Origin of the sequence: Thalassobaculum sp. OXR-137 (assembly GCF_034377285.1) — a bacterium.
Classification (GTDB): Bacteria; Pseudomonadota; Alphaproteobacteria; order Thalassobaculales; family Thalassobaculaceae; genus Thalassobaculum.
On record NZ_CP139715.1, the window covers coordinates 4,643,217 to 4,659,473 of the forward strand.

Consider the following 16,257-nt stretch of genomic DNA (forward strand, 5'->3'; position numbering starts at 1 on the left):
ATCCGTGCGCCGCGCCGTCGCCCGGCGCCTCGGTCGTGGAAGGACAGGGCCAGAGCCAGCGTCATCGCAACGGCCTCGGCTGCGTCGGTCCGCGCCGGGCTTTCCGCCGGTTAAGCCGGACGTCATGATCGACCCGACGGCCATCCCGATCCCACGCGCCGAGCATTTCCCGAGTTCCGGCCCCGTGCCATGGCTCGACCGCGACGATGCCGAGACGCAGATCGACGCCAAGCTTGCGACCGGCGAGATTACCCGCCAGGAGGCGGAGTGGTGCCGATACTGGCGGGAGCACGGCTACGTGATCCTCAAGGGCGCCTTTCCGGACCAGCAGCTGGAACAGGCTTGGCACGACTACGAGGCGGCCATCGACAGTGGGACCGTGGTGCCGGTGGAGGACCGCGGTCAGGAAGCAGAGGCCGGGCTGCCGGGCCGTGTGCTGAACCCGCATTTCAAAGTGCCGGCGATCGACGCTCTGCTGTGCGACGAGCACATTCTCAAAGTGATCAGCATGCTGCTGGGCGTCTCCGCCCTGCCCTTCCAGACGATCATGGGTCACAAGGGGTCGCAGCAGCTCGCCCATTCGGATTCAATCCACATGACGACCTATCCGCTGGGCTATCTGGCGGCGACCTGGCTCGCCTTCGAGGATATCCACGACGATTCCGGACCGCTGGTCTACTACCCGGGCTCCCACAAGCTGGACTACGCCTTCTCCGGCAAGATCGGTATCAGCGTCGAGGATGGACAGGCCAGTTACGTCGCCTATCACAACCAGTATGAACCCTATGTCCAGAACCTGATCGAAACCAACGGGTTGGAACCGACCTATTTCGACGCCAAGAAGGGCGACGTCCTGATCTGGCACGCCAACCTGTTGCATGGCGGCTCGCCCCGCCGGGACCGGCAATGGAGCCGCAAGGCGCTGGTCTGCCACTATTTTGCGGAGGGATGCGTCTGCTATCACGACTACACCGCGTCAATGTCGCACCTCACGAACGAGACCTCCGGCCTCGTCGCCAAGGAGGATTTCGACGCCAAGGCTTATCTGGCGGCCAATCCGGACGTCGCGCAGGCCAAGGTGGATGCCTACAAGCACTATATCACCCATGGCTTTGACGAAGGCCGGCCGATGCGGCCCTGATCGGGGCGCGATCGGCCGCCGATAGGCGGTTGAAATCCCGCCGCCGCAGGGGCACCGTCCTCCACAACAAATCGAGACTCGTGGAGGAAGACGACGATGGCCCGCTGGCTGAAGACCGCCCGCTCTGAAGAGGAACGCCAGGAGGACGACGCCAAGGTGCGCGCCGTCGTTGAGGCGACGCTGGCGGATATCGCCAAGCGCGGCGATGCCGCCGTGCGCGAGCTGTCGGAGAAGTTCGACAAGTGGTCGCCCGACAGCTTCAAGCTGAGCGACGCGCAGATCGAGCAGGCGCTGGCCGAGCTCGACCCGGCCGATCTGGAGGACATCCGCTTCGCCCAGACCCAGATCCGCAGCTTCGCCGAGCACCAGAAGGCGGCCCTGCAGGACATCGAAGTGGAGACCATGCCGGGCGTCGTGCTCGGCCATAAGAACATCCCGGTCAACGCGGTCGGCTGCTACGTGCCGGGCGGCAAGTACCCGCTGGTCGCCTCGGCCCATATGAGCGTGGTGACCGCCAAGGTCGCCGGGGTGAAGCGCATCATCACCTGCGCCCCGCCCTATCAGGGCCGTCCGAACCCGGCGATCGTCGCCGCCCAGCATCTGGGCGGGGCGGACGAGATCTACTGCATCGGCGGGATCCAGGCGGTCGGCGCCATGGCGCTCGGCACCGAGACCATCGGCGGCGTCGACATGCTGGTGGGGCCGGGCAATGCCTTCGTCGCCGAGGCCAAGCGGCAGCTCTTCGGCCGGGTCGGCATCGACCTGTTCGCCGGCCCCACCGAGACCCTGATCGTCGCCGACGAGACCGTGGATGGCGAGATCTGCGCCGTCGATCTGCTGGGCCAGGCCGAGCACGGGCCGACCTCCCCGGCCATCCTGGTGACCAACTCCGAGAAGCTGGCGAAGGACACGATGGCCGAGGTGGAGCGCCAGTTGAAGTCGCTCCCAACGGCCGAGATCGCCGGCCAGGCCTGGCGCGACTACGGCCAGGTGATCGTCTGCGAGGATCTGGCGGAGATGGCCAAGGTCGCCGACGAGATCGCCAGCGAGCATGTGCAGATCATGACCGCCGACGACGATTTCTTCCTGAACACCATGACAAACTACGGCGCCCTGTTCCTCGGCCCGCGCACCAACGTGTCCTACGGCGACAAGGTGATCGGCACCAACCACACCCTGCCGACCATGAAGGCGGCGCGGTACACGGGCGGCCTCTGGGTCGGCAAGTTCATGAAGACCTGCACCTACCAGCGGGTGCTGACCGACGAGGCCAGCGTGAAGGTCGGCGAGGTGTGCTCGCGGCTCTGCGCCCTGGAGGGCTTCGCCGGACACAAGGAGCAGGCCGATATCCGCGTGCGCCGCTATGGGGGTAAGAATGCCTGAGCAGAGCGGAGACGACCGGCCGATCCGGGTCGCCCACCGCTTCCGGCTGGACGGCAGGCGGGTGCTGGTCACCGGCGCCGGCAAGGGGCTGGGAGCGGCCTGCGCCGAGGCGATCGCCGAGGCCGGCGCCCATGTGATCCTGCTGAGCCGCTCCGCCGAACCGCTGGAGCGGGTGAAGGCGAAGATCGAGGCGCAGGGCGGCTCGGCCGAGACGGTGGTGCAGGACGTCACCGATATCGAGGGTACGCGGGCGGCCCTCGAGCGGATCGGACCGGTGGACGGGCTGGTGAACAATGCCGGTTCGAACCAGCCGGAGCCGTTCACCCAGGTGTCGGTGGAGACCTACGACCGGCTGTTCGGGGTGAACGTGCGCGCCTGTTTCTTCGTCGCCCAGGCGGTGGCGGCGGGGATGATCTCCGCCGGGATCAAGGGGACGATCGTGAACATGTCGTCGCAGATGGGCCATGTGGGCGCGCCGAACCGGACCGTCTACTGCGCCGGCAAGCACGCGGTGGAGGGGCTGACCAAGGCGATGGCCTGGGATCTGGGCGGCCACGGCATCCGGGTGAACACGGTCTGCCCGACCTTCGTGGAGACGCCGCTGACCCGGCCTTTCTTCGAGGACCCCGCCTTCAAGGCGGATACCCTGTCCCGCCTCGCGCTGGGGGAGCTGGGGCAGCTGGAGGATGTGGCCGCTGCGACGCTCTACCTGATCTCGCCGGCCTCGGGCTCGGTGACCGGGTCGTCGGTCATGGTCGACGGCGGCTGGACGGCACGCTGAAGGCGGTTTCACCCCCGTCCCGTCATCCCGGGAGACCCCGGGCTGCCCAGGACCGGGCGCCTTAGCAAACCATGGGTCCCGGCCGTGCCCCGGACCACGTCCGGGGACACACCGGGATGACGGTATGGGATATGCCGGGCGCCGCTCAGCCCCGGCGGTCGGCTTCGGCGTCGCTGCCGGCGATCGTTCCGCCATAGACAGCGCCCACGGTGCCGGACACGGCACGGGCCGGACGGCCGGCGAGCTCGTTTACGGCATTCTGCTGCTCGACGGACCAGCGGACCTGGTACTCGTCGTGATACTTGACCTTGTAGTAGCTCTTATAGATCGCCACCGGACTCTCCATTCCTCAGGGGGTTTTCCTGAAGATGATCCCGGTCCCGGCGCGGTTCCAGCGCGTATGCTGCAATGCAGCATTGCTGTCCGCGCATCATTCAGCACGGAAAAGCCGGCTTTGAGTCGGCTTGGTTAACAATTCATTTGGATCGAGAAAGGATTCCGCTCAGGGCAGCCAGTCGGCGATGACGTAGGGAACCTGGGTGCGCGGCACTTCCGGGTGGTGCCAGGAATACACCTTCTGCGCCGCCTCGAAGGCCACACGCTCGTCCGCGCCGTTCTCGCGCAACCGAGTGTAGGTACGCGTCACCGCCTGATGGCAGGCGGCACTCGGGCTACAGGCGACGATCTCTCGTACGTCCGTCATGATGGCTTCCGACTCAGTGCTGTTTCTTCCGGCGGGTGCCGAACAGCTCCAGATGGTGGTCCACAAGGTCGAAGCCGAGGTCGCGGGCGATCCGCTTCTTCAGGTCTTCGAGTTCCTGGTTATAAAACTCCAGAACCTCGCCGGTCTCAACATCAATCATGTGATGGTGGTGGTCTTCCGGACCGGATTGCGGCTCGTAGCGGGCCCGGCCATCGCCGAAATCCCGCTTGGAGACGATATCCATCTCCTCGAACAGCTTCATGGTGCGGTAGATCGTCGCCATGGAGATCGTCGGGTCGACCTCCTTCACCCGGTCGTACAGCGCTTCGGCATCGGGATGATCCTCCGCCGCCGACAGCACGCGGGCGATCACCCGGCGCGGCTCGGTCATGCGCAATCCGCGCTTGGCGCACAGATCCTCGATCCGCGTTTCCACGGTATCGGTGTCTTTCACCGGAATCTGAACCGCCACGTGTCCGTCCTCAGCCTGCCCCAACACTCTGAATGACCTCGGCCTTGCCGGCCTTCGCGTCGAACTTGAGCCGCTCAACGGTGGCGAGGTCGGTTCCGGTGACGCGCACGAAGCGGGCGCCCGCCGGATAGTCGATCGCATGGATCGCGCCCACGTCATATAGGCCGGCATGGCCCGGCGTCAGGCGGTAGGTCTTCAATTTCTCGATCTTCGCTTCGCCGGCGCCGGCGCCACCGTCGAGTCGCTTGTACTCGCTCATGTCGGTGTATTCGGTCGCCTGGCCGTAGATCGCCCAGGACGACCCGTGGTCGTGCGGCGGCGACTGGCGCGGCGCATCGTTGATATGGGCCAGCACGACGAAATCGTAGTCCGGATCCCGATAGATCTGATGGACGCCGATTTCGGCCTGCGGGCCGCAGGTCTCGGTGACGAATTCTTCGTTTTGCAGGAGGGTTTCGAGCAGATCCCGGATCCGCTCCCTGCCGCCGCGCCCCGGATCCGCCGCAAGGGCATCGTGGGCGTCTTGGCAGAACTGTTCAAATGTGTAGGCCATCTGCGCGTCCTGTAACAGAGATCGGCGTCTATCCGGAAACCCTACGCCAACCGACGGCTTGCCTCAACACAGTTGAGGCCGATCACGGCGATAGCCGATCCCTATCGTTAGCTGAAACAGGAGAGTCGGAGCGGCCCTTCCCGTGACCTCCGGCGGGCCCCCGCGACGATCCCGCACCGACCGGCCGGCCGTCCGGGATCGTCGCGATGAGGTTATCCCTCAGACCGCCGTATGGGCCGGCTTTCCGGCCACGCCCTTGTAGAGAACGCCCTGGCGGAAGGCCATGATCCGGGCGTGTTCGGCGCGGGCGGCCGCGTCCATGTCCGCCGCCGGCGGGGTCTCGTGGATGAAGTTGCCGTGGGTGTCCGTCCCGCGGCACAGCAGGGCCGAATCCTTGTCGCCGTTGATCTGGCGCACATGCGGGGCGACGTAGCGGATGGCGACGCCGATGCGCCGGTCGTCGCTCTCGTTCGGCTTGCTGGCATGGGCGACTAGGACGTGGTGCAGGGACATCTCGCCCGGCTCCAGCGGCATGGCCACCGCCTCCTCCTCGTTCACCTCGACGGCCATCTCCTGACCCCGGGTCAGCAGGTTCTCCTTGGCCAGCGTGTCGCGATGCTCGATCTGCTCCCATTTCTGGCTGCCGGGGAGCACCTTCATGCAACCGCTCTCCAGGGTCGCCGGCGACAGGGCGATCCAGGCGGTGACCACGTCCGGCCGGTCCAGGCCCCAGTATGTGGCGTCCTGGTGCCAGGACACGAAGCTCGGGTTCTGCGCATCCTTCACAAAGAGCGAGGTGCCCCAGCACAGGATGTCGGGGCCGAGCACATCCTCCACCGCGTCGAGCACCTTGGGGTGCTGGACAAGATCGGAAACCCAGGTCTGCAGAAGGTAGAGCTTTTGGCCCTTGGACAGCTCGTACCAGCCGCCGTTGGCGGTCTCGTATGCCTCGAAGCGCCGGCGGAACCCCGCGGCATCGGCCGCGTCCATGACCCGGATCGGGTAGGCATAGCCGTCACTGTGGTAGCGGTCGATCGCCGCCTGATCGAGCATCTTGCCCATTTTTCTCTCCCTCATCGCGTCCCGGCACCCGCCTCACCTGAGCGGTGCTCATGTTTGGACCCAGTATGAGAGTCGGGTTTCAGGCCGACAAATGATACTATTGCAGCATTCGGCTGAGGAATATCGATCCGATATGGACACGCTCCCTCCCCTGACAGCCCTGCGCGCCTTCGAGGCGGTGGCCACGCGGCTGAGCGTGAAGGCCGCAGCAGAGGCGCTGTCGATTACCCCGTCGGCCCTGTCCCACCAGCTTCGCATTCTGGAGGAGGCGCTCGGGGTGAAGCTGTTCCACCGGCTGAACCGGCGGCTGCTGCTGACCGATGCGGGGCAGGTCTATTTCTCCAAGATCGCCCCGGCCTTCGAGACCCTGCGGGCCGCCACCGCCGAGATCGCCGAGCGCGGCCAGGCCGATACGCTGGTGGTGACCGCACCGGCCAGTTTCGCGGAGATCTGGCTGCTGCCGCGCCTGCCCGGGTTCCTGACGCAACATCCGGAGGTCGACCTGCGGATCGAGGCCACCTCCCGGCCCATCGACTACGGGCGCGAGGCGGTGGATGCCAGCATCCGCTACGGGATCGGCCCCTGGCCCGGGTTGGAGAGCCACCGACTGGTGTCGGAACGTCTGGTCGCACTCTGCGCGCCGGCCCTGGTGAGAGGACCCGGCCGCATCCGCACACCAGCCGACCTTGCGCGCCAGACCCTGATCCATTCAGACCAGCGCCTGACCGGTTGGACGGCTTGGCTGCGCCGGCACAAGCTCGCCGGCCTACGGGGCGCCCGCAATCTGCGCTTCTCCCAGTCGGCGCATTCGCTGCGGGCCGCCGTTCAGGGACTGGGGGTGGTGCTGGAGAACCGGGTCATGGCCCGTGACGCGCTGGCGTCGGGCGCGCTGGTCGAGCCCTTCGCCGATCTGGCGCCGGTGGACGAAGGGGTGGGCTATCATCTGGTGGCGCCGCCGGACCGGATGGCCATGCCGAAGGTCCGGGCACTGGTGGCCTGGCTCAGAGCGGAGGCGGAGAAATCCCCCGCCCCCTGAGGCCTCAATCCATGAAGCAGACGCGGATCAGCGCGTCGCCGCGATACATGGCGGCGGCAAGACGGTGGTTGCCGTCCTGGATGCGGCCGTCGCGCAGGGTCAGGGAGCAGCCGTCGCGGGCGACGTGGCGCACCAGCCAGGCGACCCGCCCGGCGTGCTCGGCCGCCGGGATCGGGGCGTTCGGATCGCGGCTGTCGTCCGGCTCGATCAGGTCGTCATTGGCCAGATGGTGGTCGATCAGGGCGTCGTCCACGGTCACGTCGCCGGCCCAGCGCGGGAAGCCCACGACACCGGCCAGCACCTTCACCTCATCGACCGGCAAAGTCGCCAAACGAATAGCCATGACCTCGAGCCTCCCCCACAACAGGCGCGTCGGACGAAAAAGCGCCGCTCGACCGGCCCGTGGGCCAGAGGCGACGCATCCCGAAAATGTACGTAAGCCACCGAGACCGACCCGTGCCGACCCGGCCTTGGTGACGAGGGTCGTTTAGCGGAAAAACGCGACAGAAAAAACAGTAAATGCGACACCCCATGTCGTCGGCGGAGCATCGACGTCGGAAGTAAGCTAACCGATTGGTAACGAAGGTCCTATATGATCCGGGTCGGTCGTCGGAAACGGGGACCGACTTTTGTTTTCCGGCCGACATTTCGGCCATGTGTATTCCGGCCGAGAAGCCCGGCCCTGGACAGAAGGAAGCGCGCCATGCCGCAGGGAACCGAAAACCTGCACCTCGCCGAGACCGGAAGCGTTGATCCGCTTCTTCTGGCGATCGTGTGCGTGATTTTCGTGATCGGCGCCGTGGTGCCGATCGCCGCCGCCATCCTGTCCAGCATGCGCGAGGACCGCGACGCCAAGCGTGCCGCCCTCGCCACCCCCCAGGTCAGCAACCCGGTGGCCGACAATGTCGTGCTCGCGGTCGAGGTGATGGAGCTGGAGCCGGTCGACACCGACATGCTCGGCGAGGCCGCGAACGACCAGCCGACCCTGCGGGCCGTCGCCGGCGGCCGCTGATCAGCACTCGAGCTGCCGCAGCGGCGTCAGAACCGCCGCGGCAGGTAGGTCGAGATCCAGGCCGTGGCCAGCAGCAGGACGCCGAGCGCCACGAAGACGGCCGTAAGCGGGAAATACAGCAGCAGCACGGCATAGACCGCCGCCGGCAGAAGCTGGGACACTTCGATATAGGTCCGGAAGACCGAGGTCATCTCGGAACGCTCATAGGCATGGACCGAGCGCAGGAACGGGATGTTGCCGAGCGCGTCCAGGGTCATCGCCCCCGCCGATCCGACGAAGAACAGCACCGCCACGAGCTCCGGCGACGGCTGGGTCAGGCCGGCGACCATGCAGACCGATCCGGTGAACAGGAACGACAGGATGATCACCCGCCGTATCCCGAGTTCCCGCGCCAGCCTCCCCGCCAACGGAGCGCCGAACAGCAACCCCTGCCCGGCCGACAGCATGATTGCCGACAGCATCTCGTCGCCGCCGTACTTGGCGATATACAGCGGCGGGTAGACGAAGAACGCGGCCCAGTAGGAGCTCCGGGCGAACGGGATCGCCCAGGCCAGCCGCAGCCGGGGCTGCGCCAGATAGCGCCGGATATTCGCCCAGGGTGTGGGGGGACGCTTCTTGGCCGGGGCGACCCGTGGATCCTCGCGCATCCGCAGCACCCAGAAATAGGCAAGCGCCACGACCGCGAAGATGGCGCTCGGCACGCACACCGCTTCCAGCCCGAAGGTCTTGTACAGGTAGATGCCGAGGCCCGGCCCGGTGAACCAGGCCACCCCCATGAAGGCGAGGCGCCGCGGCTCGGCGGTCACGAAGTCCTTTCGGGCGATATAGTCGAGGATATAGAGGTTCAGCGAGATGTTGACGCAGACCACCGCCAGGGCGCGGAACTGCAGTGCGCCGACGAACGGGATCGCGGTTTCCGCCAGCATCAGCAGGGGCGCCGCCATCATGAAGACGCAACCCGCGCTGAAGATCCATTTCCGGCGGATCACCCGGATCACCACCGGCACCGCGAAACTCGCCAGCAGGGCGACCACCCCGATCACCGTATAGGCCAGGCTGACATTCCGCGCGGAATCGAGGAGCCGGTAGGCCTCCAGCGGAATCACGCCGGCAACGAGCGCCCGCGAGAAGGCTTCGGTCGCCGACAGGGCCGCGAAAACGGTCGCCCCAGGCTTGTCGACCACCCGAAGCCACATGGGGAAGCGGATTTCCAAAACCTATGCCCTGCGATGAACCTGCCCCGACGAAGGGTTCAGTATCAAACGCAATGGCGCTCGGTGCACCCCCTTAGACGCCCGACGCGGCAGGAAAGAGGCTAGGTGGATCCGGCGCCGGGCTCGGCGTCCCGGGCGGCGAGGATGGCGGCGACCAGATCGTCGGGGACGCTCTCCAGCGCCTCGGCCTCCGGCCGCGTCAGGGTCTCCGCCGCCAGGTCCCGGACCTTGCGGTAGGCGGTCAGGTAGCGCCGGCAGACGGGACAGGTGCGCGTGTGGAAATCCACCGCCGCCCGAGCCACCGATCCGAGTTCGCCGTCGATGTAGGCATCAACGACCGCCTCGAACTGGGTACAGGTCAGCAGTCCCGGCAGCCGGGCCTCCAGCCAGTGCTGGATACGCCATCTGAGCTTGCGACGCGTGATCACGACCGCTCCAATTCGTTCCAAAGCGGCTCGACCAGCGTCTTCAGCGCCGCGCGGGCGCGATGCAGCCGAACCTTCAATGCTCCCTCCGCGATGCCCACCATCTCCGCCGCTTCCCGGGTGCTGTATCCCTCAATGTCGCGCAGGAGCAGAACGATACGGTAGCCCTCTGGGAGTTCGTCGATTTTCTGCCGCATGAACCGGCGGATCCGGGCCGCCTCCAACTCGTTCTCCGGATCGCGTAGCGCCGTGCGCGGCTCGCCCATGCGCACGCCATCCGCATCGAAGGCCGGCAGCAGGTCGTCGATCGGAGTCTCGGCCAGCCGCTTGGCGGAGCGCAAGCGCATCAGGCAGGCATTGCCGGTAATGCGGTGCAGCCACCCGGAAAACGAACCGTGCGGCTCAAACCGGGCAATCCCCCGATGCACGGAGAGAAACGCGTCCTGCAGGCAATCCTGGGCCGTCGCCTCGTCGCGCACCATGCGCCGGGCGACCGCGAGCAGGCGGGCGCCGTGATCGCGGACCAGACGCTCGAACGCCGCGCGGTCCCCCGCCTGCAAGCCGGCGACAAGGGCGCTGTCGTCCGCCGGATCGCCGCCCGTGCTCCCCATACCCTTCTCCCGGCTCCGGACGCCGCGGGCGCCGACCTTCCAACAAGACGGACGCCTTCTAGCACGCCGCGCCTCGGCCCATCGATCATCCGGACCGCCGATCATGGGGAATTGATTCAGGTCAAGGCAATGGCTTGACGGCTGTTCCTAAGGTTACCGAGGTTCGGGGCGGACCGAGGGGTCTGGCGCAGGTGAGCCGTGACAGGGAGCATGGGCTCGGCAAGACTGTCGGCTCCGCGGCCGGGGGCGGCGTGACGCGAAGGAGGGGCGAGCATGAAAGCACTCATCATCGGTGGCGGCATCGGCGGCCTCGCCACCGCGCTCAGCCTCCACGAGCAGGGCATCGACGCCCATGTCTACGAGCAGTCGATGACGATTCGCGAGCTCGGGGTGGGCATCAACACCCTGCCCCATGCCATCAAGGAGCTCGCCGATCTCGGGCTGCTGGAAAGGCTCGATGCGGTCGCCATCCGGACCTACGAGTTGATCTACCAGAACCGCTTCGGCCAGGAGATCTGGCGCGATCTGCGCGGCACCGATGCGGGCTACGACTTCCCGCAGTTCTCGATCCACCGCGGCAAGCTTCAGGCCCTGCTGCTGGAGGCGGTGCGCGAGCGGCTGGGCGACGACCATATCCATACCGGCCACCAGCTCCTCGGCTTCGAGGACGACGGCGCGACCGTCACCGCCACCTTCGAGCGTCGCGACACCGCCACCCGGGTGACCGCGGCCGGGGACGTGCTGATCGGCTGCGACGGCATCCATTCCAAGGTCCGCGAGACCTTCTATTCCGACGAGGGCCCGCCGAGCTGGAACGGGCTGATGCTGTGGCGAGGCGCCGTCGAAGGCGACCCATTCCTGACCGGCCGCTCGATGATCATCGCCGGCGGCATGAACGCCAAGTTCGTCTGCTATCCGATCTACAACGACCCGGACACGCCCGGTAAGATGCTCATCAACTGGGCCGTGGTCGCCCGGCTGGGCGACGGAAACCGCCCGCCGCCCCGGCGCGAGAACTGGAGCCGGCTCGGCGACCGGGCCGACGTGATGCAGTATGTGGACGGCGTGTTCGAGCTCGACCTGATCGACCCGGTCGACCTGATCACCCAGACCGTCGATTTCTACGAGTTTCCGATGTGCGACCGCGATCCGGTCGAGCGCTGGTCCTTCGGCCGGGTTACCCTGCTCGGCGATGCCGCGCATCCGATGTACCCGGTGGGCTCCAACGGCGCGAGCCAGGCGATCCTCGACGCCCGCTGCCTCGCGCCCCTGCTGGCGACCTGCGACGGCGATGTGGAGGGGGCCCTGAAGGCCTACGAGGCGGAGCGCCTGCCGACGACCGCGGAAATCGTGCGCACCAACCGGACCGGCGGCCCGGAAGGTGTGATCGATCTGGTGGAGAGCCGGTCGCCCCAGCGGTTCGCCAAGCTGGACGATGTGGCGAGCCGGGAAGAGCTGGAGGCTATCGTGCGCGGATACGCGACCCTGGCCAAGTTCAGCCAGTCGGACGTCAACCGCGTTCGGGCTTGATGCCCGAGCTTAGACGCCGATGCGGTGGCCGAAGGTCGCGGGGTCGTAGATCAGGCAGTAGCGGTCCCGCTTCACCCCGTCGCTGCTGAGCGGCAGGATCAGGCGCACATAGGCCCAGCGCCGGTTACGCGACCCGACGAACTCGCGCCGCGCCAGGTCGGGTTCGCCGGAGTCCATGATTGTCTGCAACCGCTCGCTCACGCCCGCATACTCTTCGTCCCGATAGGTCTCCAGCATCCGCACACCGGTCATCGACCGGCCATGCCCCTGGTCCATCAGCGTGGCCGACAGCCGCACGACCCAATCCCCGATCTGAGGGTCCCATTCGATGAGGCTGATGCCCTTGATCGCTTCGACCGGCATCTCGACCGGGTCAACGGTGACCGGCAGCCGGTCTACGGCATCCCTGCGCCAGACCGACAGGCACTGGGCGAGGATCGGATAGCCCTCGACAGCCTCCAGTGCCAGGGGCACATGAAGCCCAGGCATGGTCAGCAGGCGTTCGTCGGAATCGTGCAGAGGCATCAGCGAGAGCCCGTAAAGCGGAGACGCGCGATCCTCGGAAATGGGTTGCAAAGCTGATCTTTCCTCCGCTTTCACAAGCGAACCGCCCGGTATCGATATCAAGGATCTATACGGCGGCCGAACGCTTCCGGATCTATGACGAACGCATAGCTGTCGGGTTTACCCCCATCGCTGCTCAGCGGCAGAACCAGACGGACGAAGGACCAAACACGACCTTCTCGATCCATATACTCCCGCCGCATGAGGTCCGGTCGGCCGCTGTCGACCACCGCCTTCACCGCATCCCGGATAACGGGAGCGTCATCGGCACGAAATGCGTTCGCCATGCGCTCACCCCGCATGGACCGGCCATAGCCGTCATCCAGAAGCGTGGCGGAAAGGCGGATGACCCAGTCCTCAATGTCCTCGTCCCAGAACAGCAGGCTGATGCCTTTGATCAGCGCTGGCGGCAGGTCGAGCGGGTCCAGGGTGCTGGGCAGGCCGTCCGTCGCAGAGTCGCGCCAGACCTTTAGCGCCGCATCAAGCAACGGATAGTCGCTCACCTGCTCGATGGGCAAGGAGACGTAGGAACTCGGCCAGTTGAGAAACTGCTCCGGCCATTTCATCGACGCCGTCATATACGATCAGCCTACATCAACGCGTCTCTACCAACGTTATGTCGAGATCGTATACGATTTTAGATCGGTCATATTCCCTAAATTTTCCAGGGAAAGTTCCCGTGATCAGGGCGGCGGCAGGAACTCAACCTCGTATTCGGCCGCCAGACGCACGACCTCGGCCGGATCGGCGACGTTGTGGATCTTCTCGAAGAGCTGGCGGAGCGATCGGGCCGGCGAGACCCAGAACAGCGCTTTCACGTCCTTGCCGGAGTTGTTGAAGATCCCGTGCGGGATGCCCATCGGCATGTGGATCAGGTCGCCGGTCACCGCCTGCGCCTTCCGGCCGTCCAGCACCAGATCGAAGGTGCCGTCGAGCATGTAGATGAACTCGTCCTGGGCGGCGTGGATATGCGGCGGCACGAAGGTGCCGTGCGGGAACAGGGTCTCGAAGGTGAAGCAGCTCTCGCTTTCCTGCTTCGGCTTGTAGGTCTGGCCCAGGATCGACCAGACGACGCCGTCCACCCCTTCACCGGCGGGCGTGATCCCCGCTTCCATCACCGTCATGATCTGTCCTCCCGGTTCGTTCGGTGCCAGGATTGAACCATCGAAGTCCCCCTTTCGGAAGTCCGCGATGACCCCTGTGACCATCCGCCCGTCGGAACCGTCCGACATTCCCGCGATCACCGCGATCTACACCCACCACGTACTGCACGGCACCGCCTCCTTCGAGGAGGAAGCGCCCGGCGAACCCGAGATGGCCGAGCGCCGTGCCGGCGTCCTGGACGCAGGCTTCCCTTACCTCGTCGCCGAGCGCGACGGCGTCGTGGTGGGCTATGCCTATCTCAGCAAGTACCGGCCCCGCTCCGCCTACCGCTTCACCGTGGAGAACTCGATCTACATCGCCCACGACGCCATCCGGCAGGGCATCGGCCGCGCGCTGATGGCCGAGCTGCTGCGGATCGCCGAGGCGGGCCCCTGGAAGCAGATGATGGCGGTGATCAGCGACCCGGCCTCGGGCTCGGAGGCGATGCACGCCGCCTTCGGCTTCCGAAAGGTCGGGCATATGGAGAAGATCGGCTTCAAGTTCGGCAACTGGATCGACGTTGTCGTGATGCAACGGGCCACGGGGTAACGTCACCTGTGCTGACCTAAACCGCTTGAACCCCGGCCCCGTCCCTCCGATAGTCGCGGGACTACATCGCTGCGTTGCACACCCTGCGGGGATTCAACGCAAAGGCTGATCGCCCGAGGCGGCGACGAAGGGGGCCGATGCTGGGGGTCATGCGCGGCTATGTGCGCGCCATCGAGGCGATCAACCGGGCGATCGGGCGCTGCGCGATGTACCTGGTCTTTGCGCTGATGGCCGTGCTGCTCTGGTCCTCGGCGTCGAAGACCTTCTTGGACCCGTCGCTGTGGACCCTGGAGACCGCGCAGTTCGTGATGGTCGCCTACTACATCCTGGGCGGCCCCTACTCGATCCAGCTCGGCTCCAACGTCCGCATGGACCTGTTCTACGGCGACTGGTCGCTGCGCACCAAGGCCTGGGTCGACAGCTTCTCCGTGCTGTTCCTGATGTTCTATCTCGGCGTGCTGTTCTACGGCGCGGTCAGTTCCACCGCCTATTCGCTGGGCTATTTCGGCATGGAGCCCTTCAGCTTCTTCGGGGAACTGTTCTGGGCCTTCGTCACCGGCGGCTTCGATGCGGCCGGGGAGATGATGGGCTATCTGGAGCGCAGCTCGACCGCCTGGCGGCCGCTGATCTGGCCGGTGAAGGTCATCCTGTGCCTGGGCGTGCTGCTGATGCTGTTGCAGGCGCTGGCCGAGCTGTTCAAGGACATTGATCGCCTGATCGCCGGAGAGACCGACCGGGTGGGAGAGGCGTGATGTCCTACGAGCTGATCGCCGCCCTGATGTTCGCCTCCATGATGCTGATGCTGATGACCGGTCAGCGGGTATTCGGCGCCATCGGCTTCGTGGGTGCGGCCGCGGGCGTCCTTCTCTGGGGCGTGGGCGGGGTGGAGATCCCCTTCGCCGCCGCCATGAAGCTGATGAAGTGGTACCCCCTGCTCACCCTGCCGATGTTCATTTTCATGGGCTATGTGCTGTCGGAGAGCCGGATCGCCGACGATCTCTACCGCATGTTCCATGTCTGGATGGGCCCGGTGCGCGGCGGGCTCGCCATCGGCACGATCGGGCTGATGGTATTGATTTCGGCCATGAACGGCCTGTCGGTCGCCGGCATGGCCATTGGTGCCACCATCGCCCTGCCCGAGCTGCTGCGCCGGGGCTACGACAAGATCATGGTCACCGGCGTGATCCAGGCCGGATCCTCCCTGGGTATCCTGGTACCGCCCTCGGTCGTGCTGGTGCTCTACGCGATGATCGCCCGCCAGCCGGTCGGTCAGCTCTGGCTCGCCGGTGTGATGCCGGGGCTGATGATGGCCGGGCTGTTCATCGTCTACATCTACGTGCGCTGCCAGCTGCAGCCCCATCTCGGCCCGCCGCTCGACAAGGCAGAGCGCGAGCAGATCGACATGGCCGAGAAACTGCGGCTGCTGCGCGCAGGCGTGCTACCGCTGGCGATCTTCGCGTCGATGATGGTCCCCTTCGTGAACGGCTGGACCTCCCTGGTGGAAAGCTCCGCCATCGGCGCGCTCGCCGCCTTTATCGCCGCCGTGCTGAAGGGCCGGATGACCCGGCAGGTATTCGAGAACACGACGCGGAACACGCTGGCGATCTCCTGCATGTTCATGTGGATCATCCTGGCAGCGCTCGGGTTCGGCGCGATCTTCGACGGGCTGGGTGCGGTCAAGGCGATCGAGGACCTGTTCACCGAGAAGCTGGGCCTGAGCCCCTGGACGATCCTGATCCTGATGCAGCTCAGCTTCATCATCATGGGGACGTTCCTCGACGACACCGCCATGCTGGTGATCGTCGCCCCACTCTACGTGCCGCTGGTCGGCGCGCTGGGCTTCGATCTGATCTGGTACGGTGTGCTCTACACGATCACCACCCAGATCGCGTACATGACCCCGCCATTCGGCTACAACCTGTTCCTGATGCGCGCCATGGCCCCGCCGGAGATCGGCCTGCGCGATATCTACCGCTCGATCCTGCCCTTCGCGGCGGTCATGGTGCTGGCGCTCGCCCTGGTCATGGTGTTCCCGCAGATCGCCCTGTGGCTGCCGGACGTGGTCTACGCGAAATAGT

Annotated in this window: 21 protein-coding genes; 9 read left to right on the forward strand and 12 right to left on the reverse strand. The window is 66.1% G+C overall.

Annotated elements, in window-relative coordinates; genetic code table 11:
* The first annotated feature begins 124 nt into the window (after window positions 1-124).
* The 3 genes from T8K17_RS21530 (at window position 125) to T8K17_RS21540 (ending at window position 3,305) form a co-directional block, all read left to right on the forward strand.
* Entirely contained in the window at window positions 125-1,141 is a 1,017-nt protein-coding gene (locus T8K17_RS21530; RefSeq protein ID WP_322331788.1) for a phytanoyl-CoA dioxygenase family protein, read from the forward strand.
* A gap of 96 nt (window positions 1,142-1,237) precedes the next feature.
* Window positions 1,238-2,524, forward strand: a complete 1,287-nt coding sequence (hisD, locus tag T8K17_RS21535) for a histidinol dehydrogenase (protein WP_322331789.1) — start codon at window positions 1,238-1,240, stop codon at window positions 2,522-2,524.
* Window positions 2,517-3,305 (forward strand): SDR family NAD(P)-dependent oxidoreductase, encoded by a 789-nt coding sequence (locus tag T8K17_RS21540; RefSeq protein WP_322331790.1) that lies wholly within the window; start codon window positions 2,517-2,519, stop codon window positions 3,303-3,305. The genes hisD and T8K17_RS21540 overlap by 8 nt, the downstream gene beginning before the upstream one ends.
* Before the next feature lie 145 nt (window positions 3,306-3,450).
* Here the strand turns inward: T8K17_RS21540 and T8K17_RS21545 are convergent, their stop codons facing one another.
* From T8K17_RS21545 to T8K17_RS21565, 5 genes are all read right to left on the reverse strand, one after another.
* Window positions 3,451-3,639, reverse strand: a complete 189-nt coding sequence (locus T8K17_RS21545) for a hypothetical protein (RefSeq protein WP_322331791.1) — start codon at window positions 3,637-3,639, stop codon at window positions 3,451-3,453.
* Between the two features lie 168 nt (window positions 3,640-3,807).
* The gene (locus T8K17_RS21550; protein ID WP_322331792.1) at window positions 3,808-4,008 is read right to left on the reverse strand and encodes a hypothetical protein; all 201 of its coding nucleotides are present in this window, start codon (window positions 4,006-4,008) and stop codon (window positions 3,808-3,810) included.
* Between the two features lie 13 nt (window positions 4,009-4,021).
* Window positions 4,022-4,480 carry a Fur family transcriptional regulator gene (locus T8K17_RS21555; RefSeq protein ID WP_416153145.1) on the reverse strand — a complete coding sequence of 153 codons (459 nt, stop codon included), beginning with the start codon at window positions 4,478-4,480 and terminating at the stop codon, window positions 4,022-4,024.
* A gap of 10 nt (window positions 4,481-4,490) precedes the next feature.
* Window positions 4,491-5,033, reverse strand: a complete 543-nt coding sequence (locus T8K17_RS21560; RefSeq protein WP_322331793.1) for a hypothetical protein — start codon at window positions 5,031-5,033, stop codon at window positions 4,491-4,493.
* A gap of 219 nt (window positions 5,034-5,252) precedes the next feature.
* Window positions 5,253-6,095: a phytanoyl-CoA dioxygenase family protein gene (locus tag T8K17_RS21565; protein ID WP_322331794.1), complete on the reverse strand. Its 843-nt coding sequence runs from the start codon at window positions 6,093-6,095 to the stop codon at window positions 5,253-5,255.
* 133 nt (window positions 6,096-6,228) lie between these two features.
* Between T8K17_RS21565 and gcvA the strand changes: the two genes are divergently transcribed.
* A complete protein-coding gene (gcvA, locus tag T8K17_RS21570) occupies window positions 6,229-7,131 on the forward strand; it encodes a transcriptional regulator GcvA (RefSeq protein ID WP_322331795.1) in 903 nt (300 codons plus the stop codon).
* A gap of 4 nt (window positions 7,132-7,135) precedes the next feature.
* Here the strand turns inward: gcvA and T8K17_RS21575 are convergent, their stop codons facing one another.
* Window positions 7,136-7,474, reverse strand: a complete 339-nt coding sequence (locus T8K17_RS21575; protein WP_322331796.1) for a hypothetical protein — start codon at window positions 7,472-7,474, stop codon at window positions 7,136-7,138.
* Between the two features lie 360 nt (window positions 7,475-7,834).
* On the opposite strand from T8K17_RS21575, the gene T8K17_RS21580 reads away from it, so the two are divergent.
* Window positions 7,835-8,143 (forward strand): hypothetical protein, encoded by a 309-nt coding sequence (locus T8K17_RS21580; RefSeq protein ID WP_322331797.1) that lies wholly within the window; start codon window positions 7,835-7,837, stop codon window positions 8,141-8,143.
* A 26-nt stretch (window positions 8,144-8,169) separates the two neighbouring features.
* On the opposite strand, the gene T8K17_RS21585 is transcribed toward T8K17_RS21580, so the two are convergent.
* The 3 genes from T8K17_RS21585 to T8K17_RS21595 all read right to left on the reverse strand — a co-directional run bounded on the left by T8K17_RS21585 (window position 8,170) and on the right by T8K17_RS21595 (window position 10,393).
* Complete coding sequence (locus T8K17_RS21585) at window positions 8,170-9,339, reverse strand: MFS transporter (RefSeq protein ID WP_322331798.1); 1,170 nt, start codon at window positions 9,337-9,339, stop codon at window positions 8,170-8,172.
* A gap of 119 nt (window positions 9,340-9,458) precedes the next feature.
* Entirely contained in the window at window positions 9,459-9,785 is a 327-nt protein-coding gene (locus tag T8K17_RS21590; RefSeq protein ID WP_322331799.1) for an anti-sigma factor family protein, read from the reverse strand.
* Window positions 9,782-10,393, reverse strand: coding sequence for an RNA polymerase sigma factor (locus tag T8K17_RS21595; protein ID WP_322331800.1), 612 nt, complete (start codon window positions 10,391-10,393; stop codon window positions 9,782-9,784). The genes T8K17_RS21590 and T8K17_RS21595 overlap by 4 nt, the downstream gene beginning before the upstream one ends.
* A gap of 273 nt (window positions 10,394-10,666) precedes the next feature.
* Between T8K17_RS21595 and T8K17_RS21600 the strand changes: the two genes are divergently transcribed.
* Window positions 10,667-11,923, forward strand: a complete 1,257-nt coding sequence (locus T8K17_RS21600) for a flavin-dependent oxidoreductase (RefSeq protein ID WP_322331801.1) — start codon at window positions 10,667-10,669, stop codon at window positions 11,921-11,923.
* Between the two features lie 9 nt (window positions 11,924-11,932).
* Here the strand turns inward: T8K17_RS21600 and T8K17_RS21605 are convergent, their stop codons facing one another.
* From T8K17_RS21605 to T8K17_RS21615, 3 genes are all read right to left on the reverse strand, one after another.
* Window positions 11,933-12,448 carry a hypothetical protein gene (locus T8K17_RS21605; protein WP_322331802.1) on the reverse strand — a complete coding sequence of 172 codons (516 nt, stop codon included), beginning with the start codon at window positions 12,446-12,448 and terminating at the stop codon, window positions 11,933-11,935.
* 98 nt (window positions 12,449-12,546) lie between these two features.
* A complete protein-coding gene (locus T8K17_RS21610) occupies window positions 12,547-13,065 on the reverse strand; it encodes a PAS domain-containing protein (protein ID WP_322331803.1) in 519 nt (172 codons plus the stop codon).
* Between the two features lie 105 nt (window positions 13,066-13,170).
* On the reverse strand, window positions 13,171-13,611 hold the full coding sequence (locus T8K17_RS21615) for a cupin domain-containing protein (RefSeq protein ID WP_322331804.1): 441 nt from the start codon (window positions 13,609-13,611) through the stop codon (window positions 13,171-13,173).
* Between the two features lie 67 nt (window positions 13,612-13,678).
* On the opposite strand from T8K17_RS21615, the gene T8K17_RS21620 reads away from it, so the two are divergent.
* From T8K17_RS21620 to T8K17_RS21630, 3 genes are all read left to right on the forward strand, one after another.
* Window positions 13,679-14,179 carry an N-acetyltransferase family protein gene (locus T8K17_RS21620; protein WP_322331805.1) on the forward strand — a complete coding sequence of 167 codons (501 nt, stop codon included), beginning with the start codon at window positions 13,679-13,681 and terminating at the stop codon, window positions 14,177-14,179.
* Between the two features lie 137 nt (window positions 14,180-14,316).
* The gene (locus T8K17_RS21625; protein ID WP_322331806.1) at window positions 14,317-14,931 is read left to right on the forward strand and encodes a TRAP transporter small permease subunit; all 615 of its coding nucleotides are present in this window, start codon (window positions 14,317-14,319) and stop codon (window positions 14,929-14,931) included.
* On the forward strand, window positions 14,931-16,256 hold the full coding sequence (locus T8K17_RS21630; RefSeq protein WP_322331807.1) for a TRAP transporter large permease: 1,326 nt from the start codon (window positions 14,931-14,933) through the stop codon (window positions 16,254-16,256). The genes T8K17_RS21625 and T8K17_RS21630 overlap by 1 nt, the downstream gene beginning before the upstream one ends.
* The last annotated feature ends 1 nt before the right edge of the window (window position 16,257 follow it).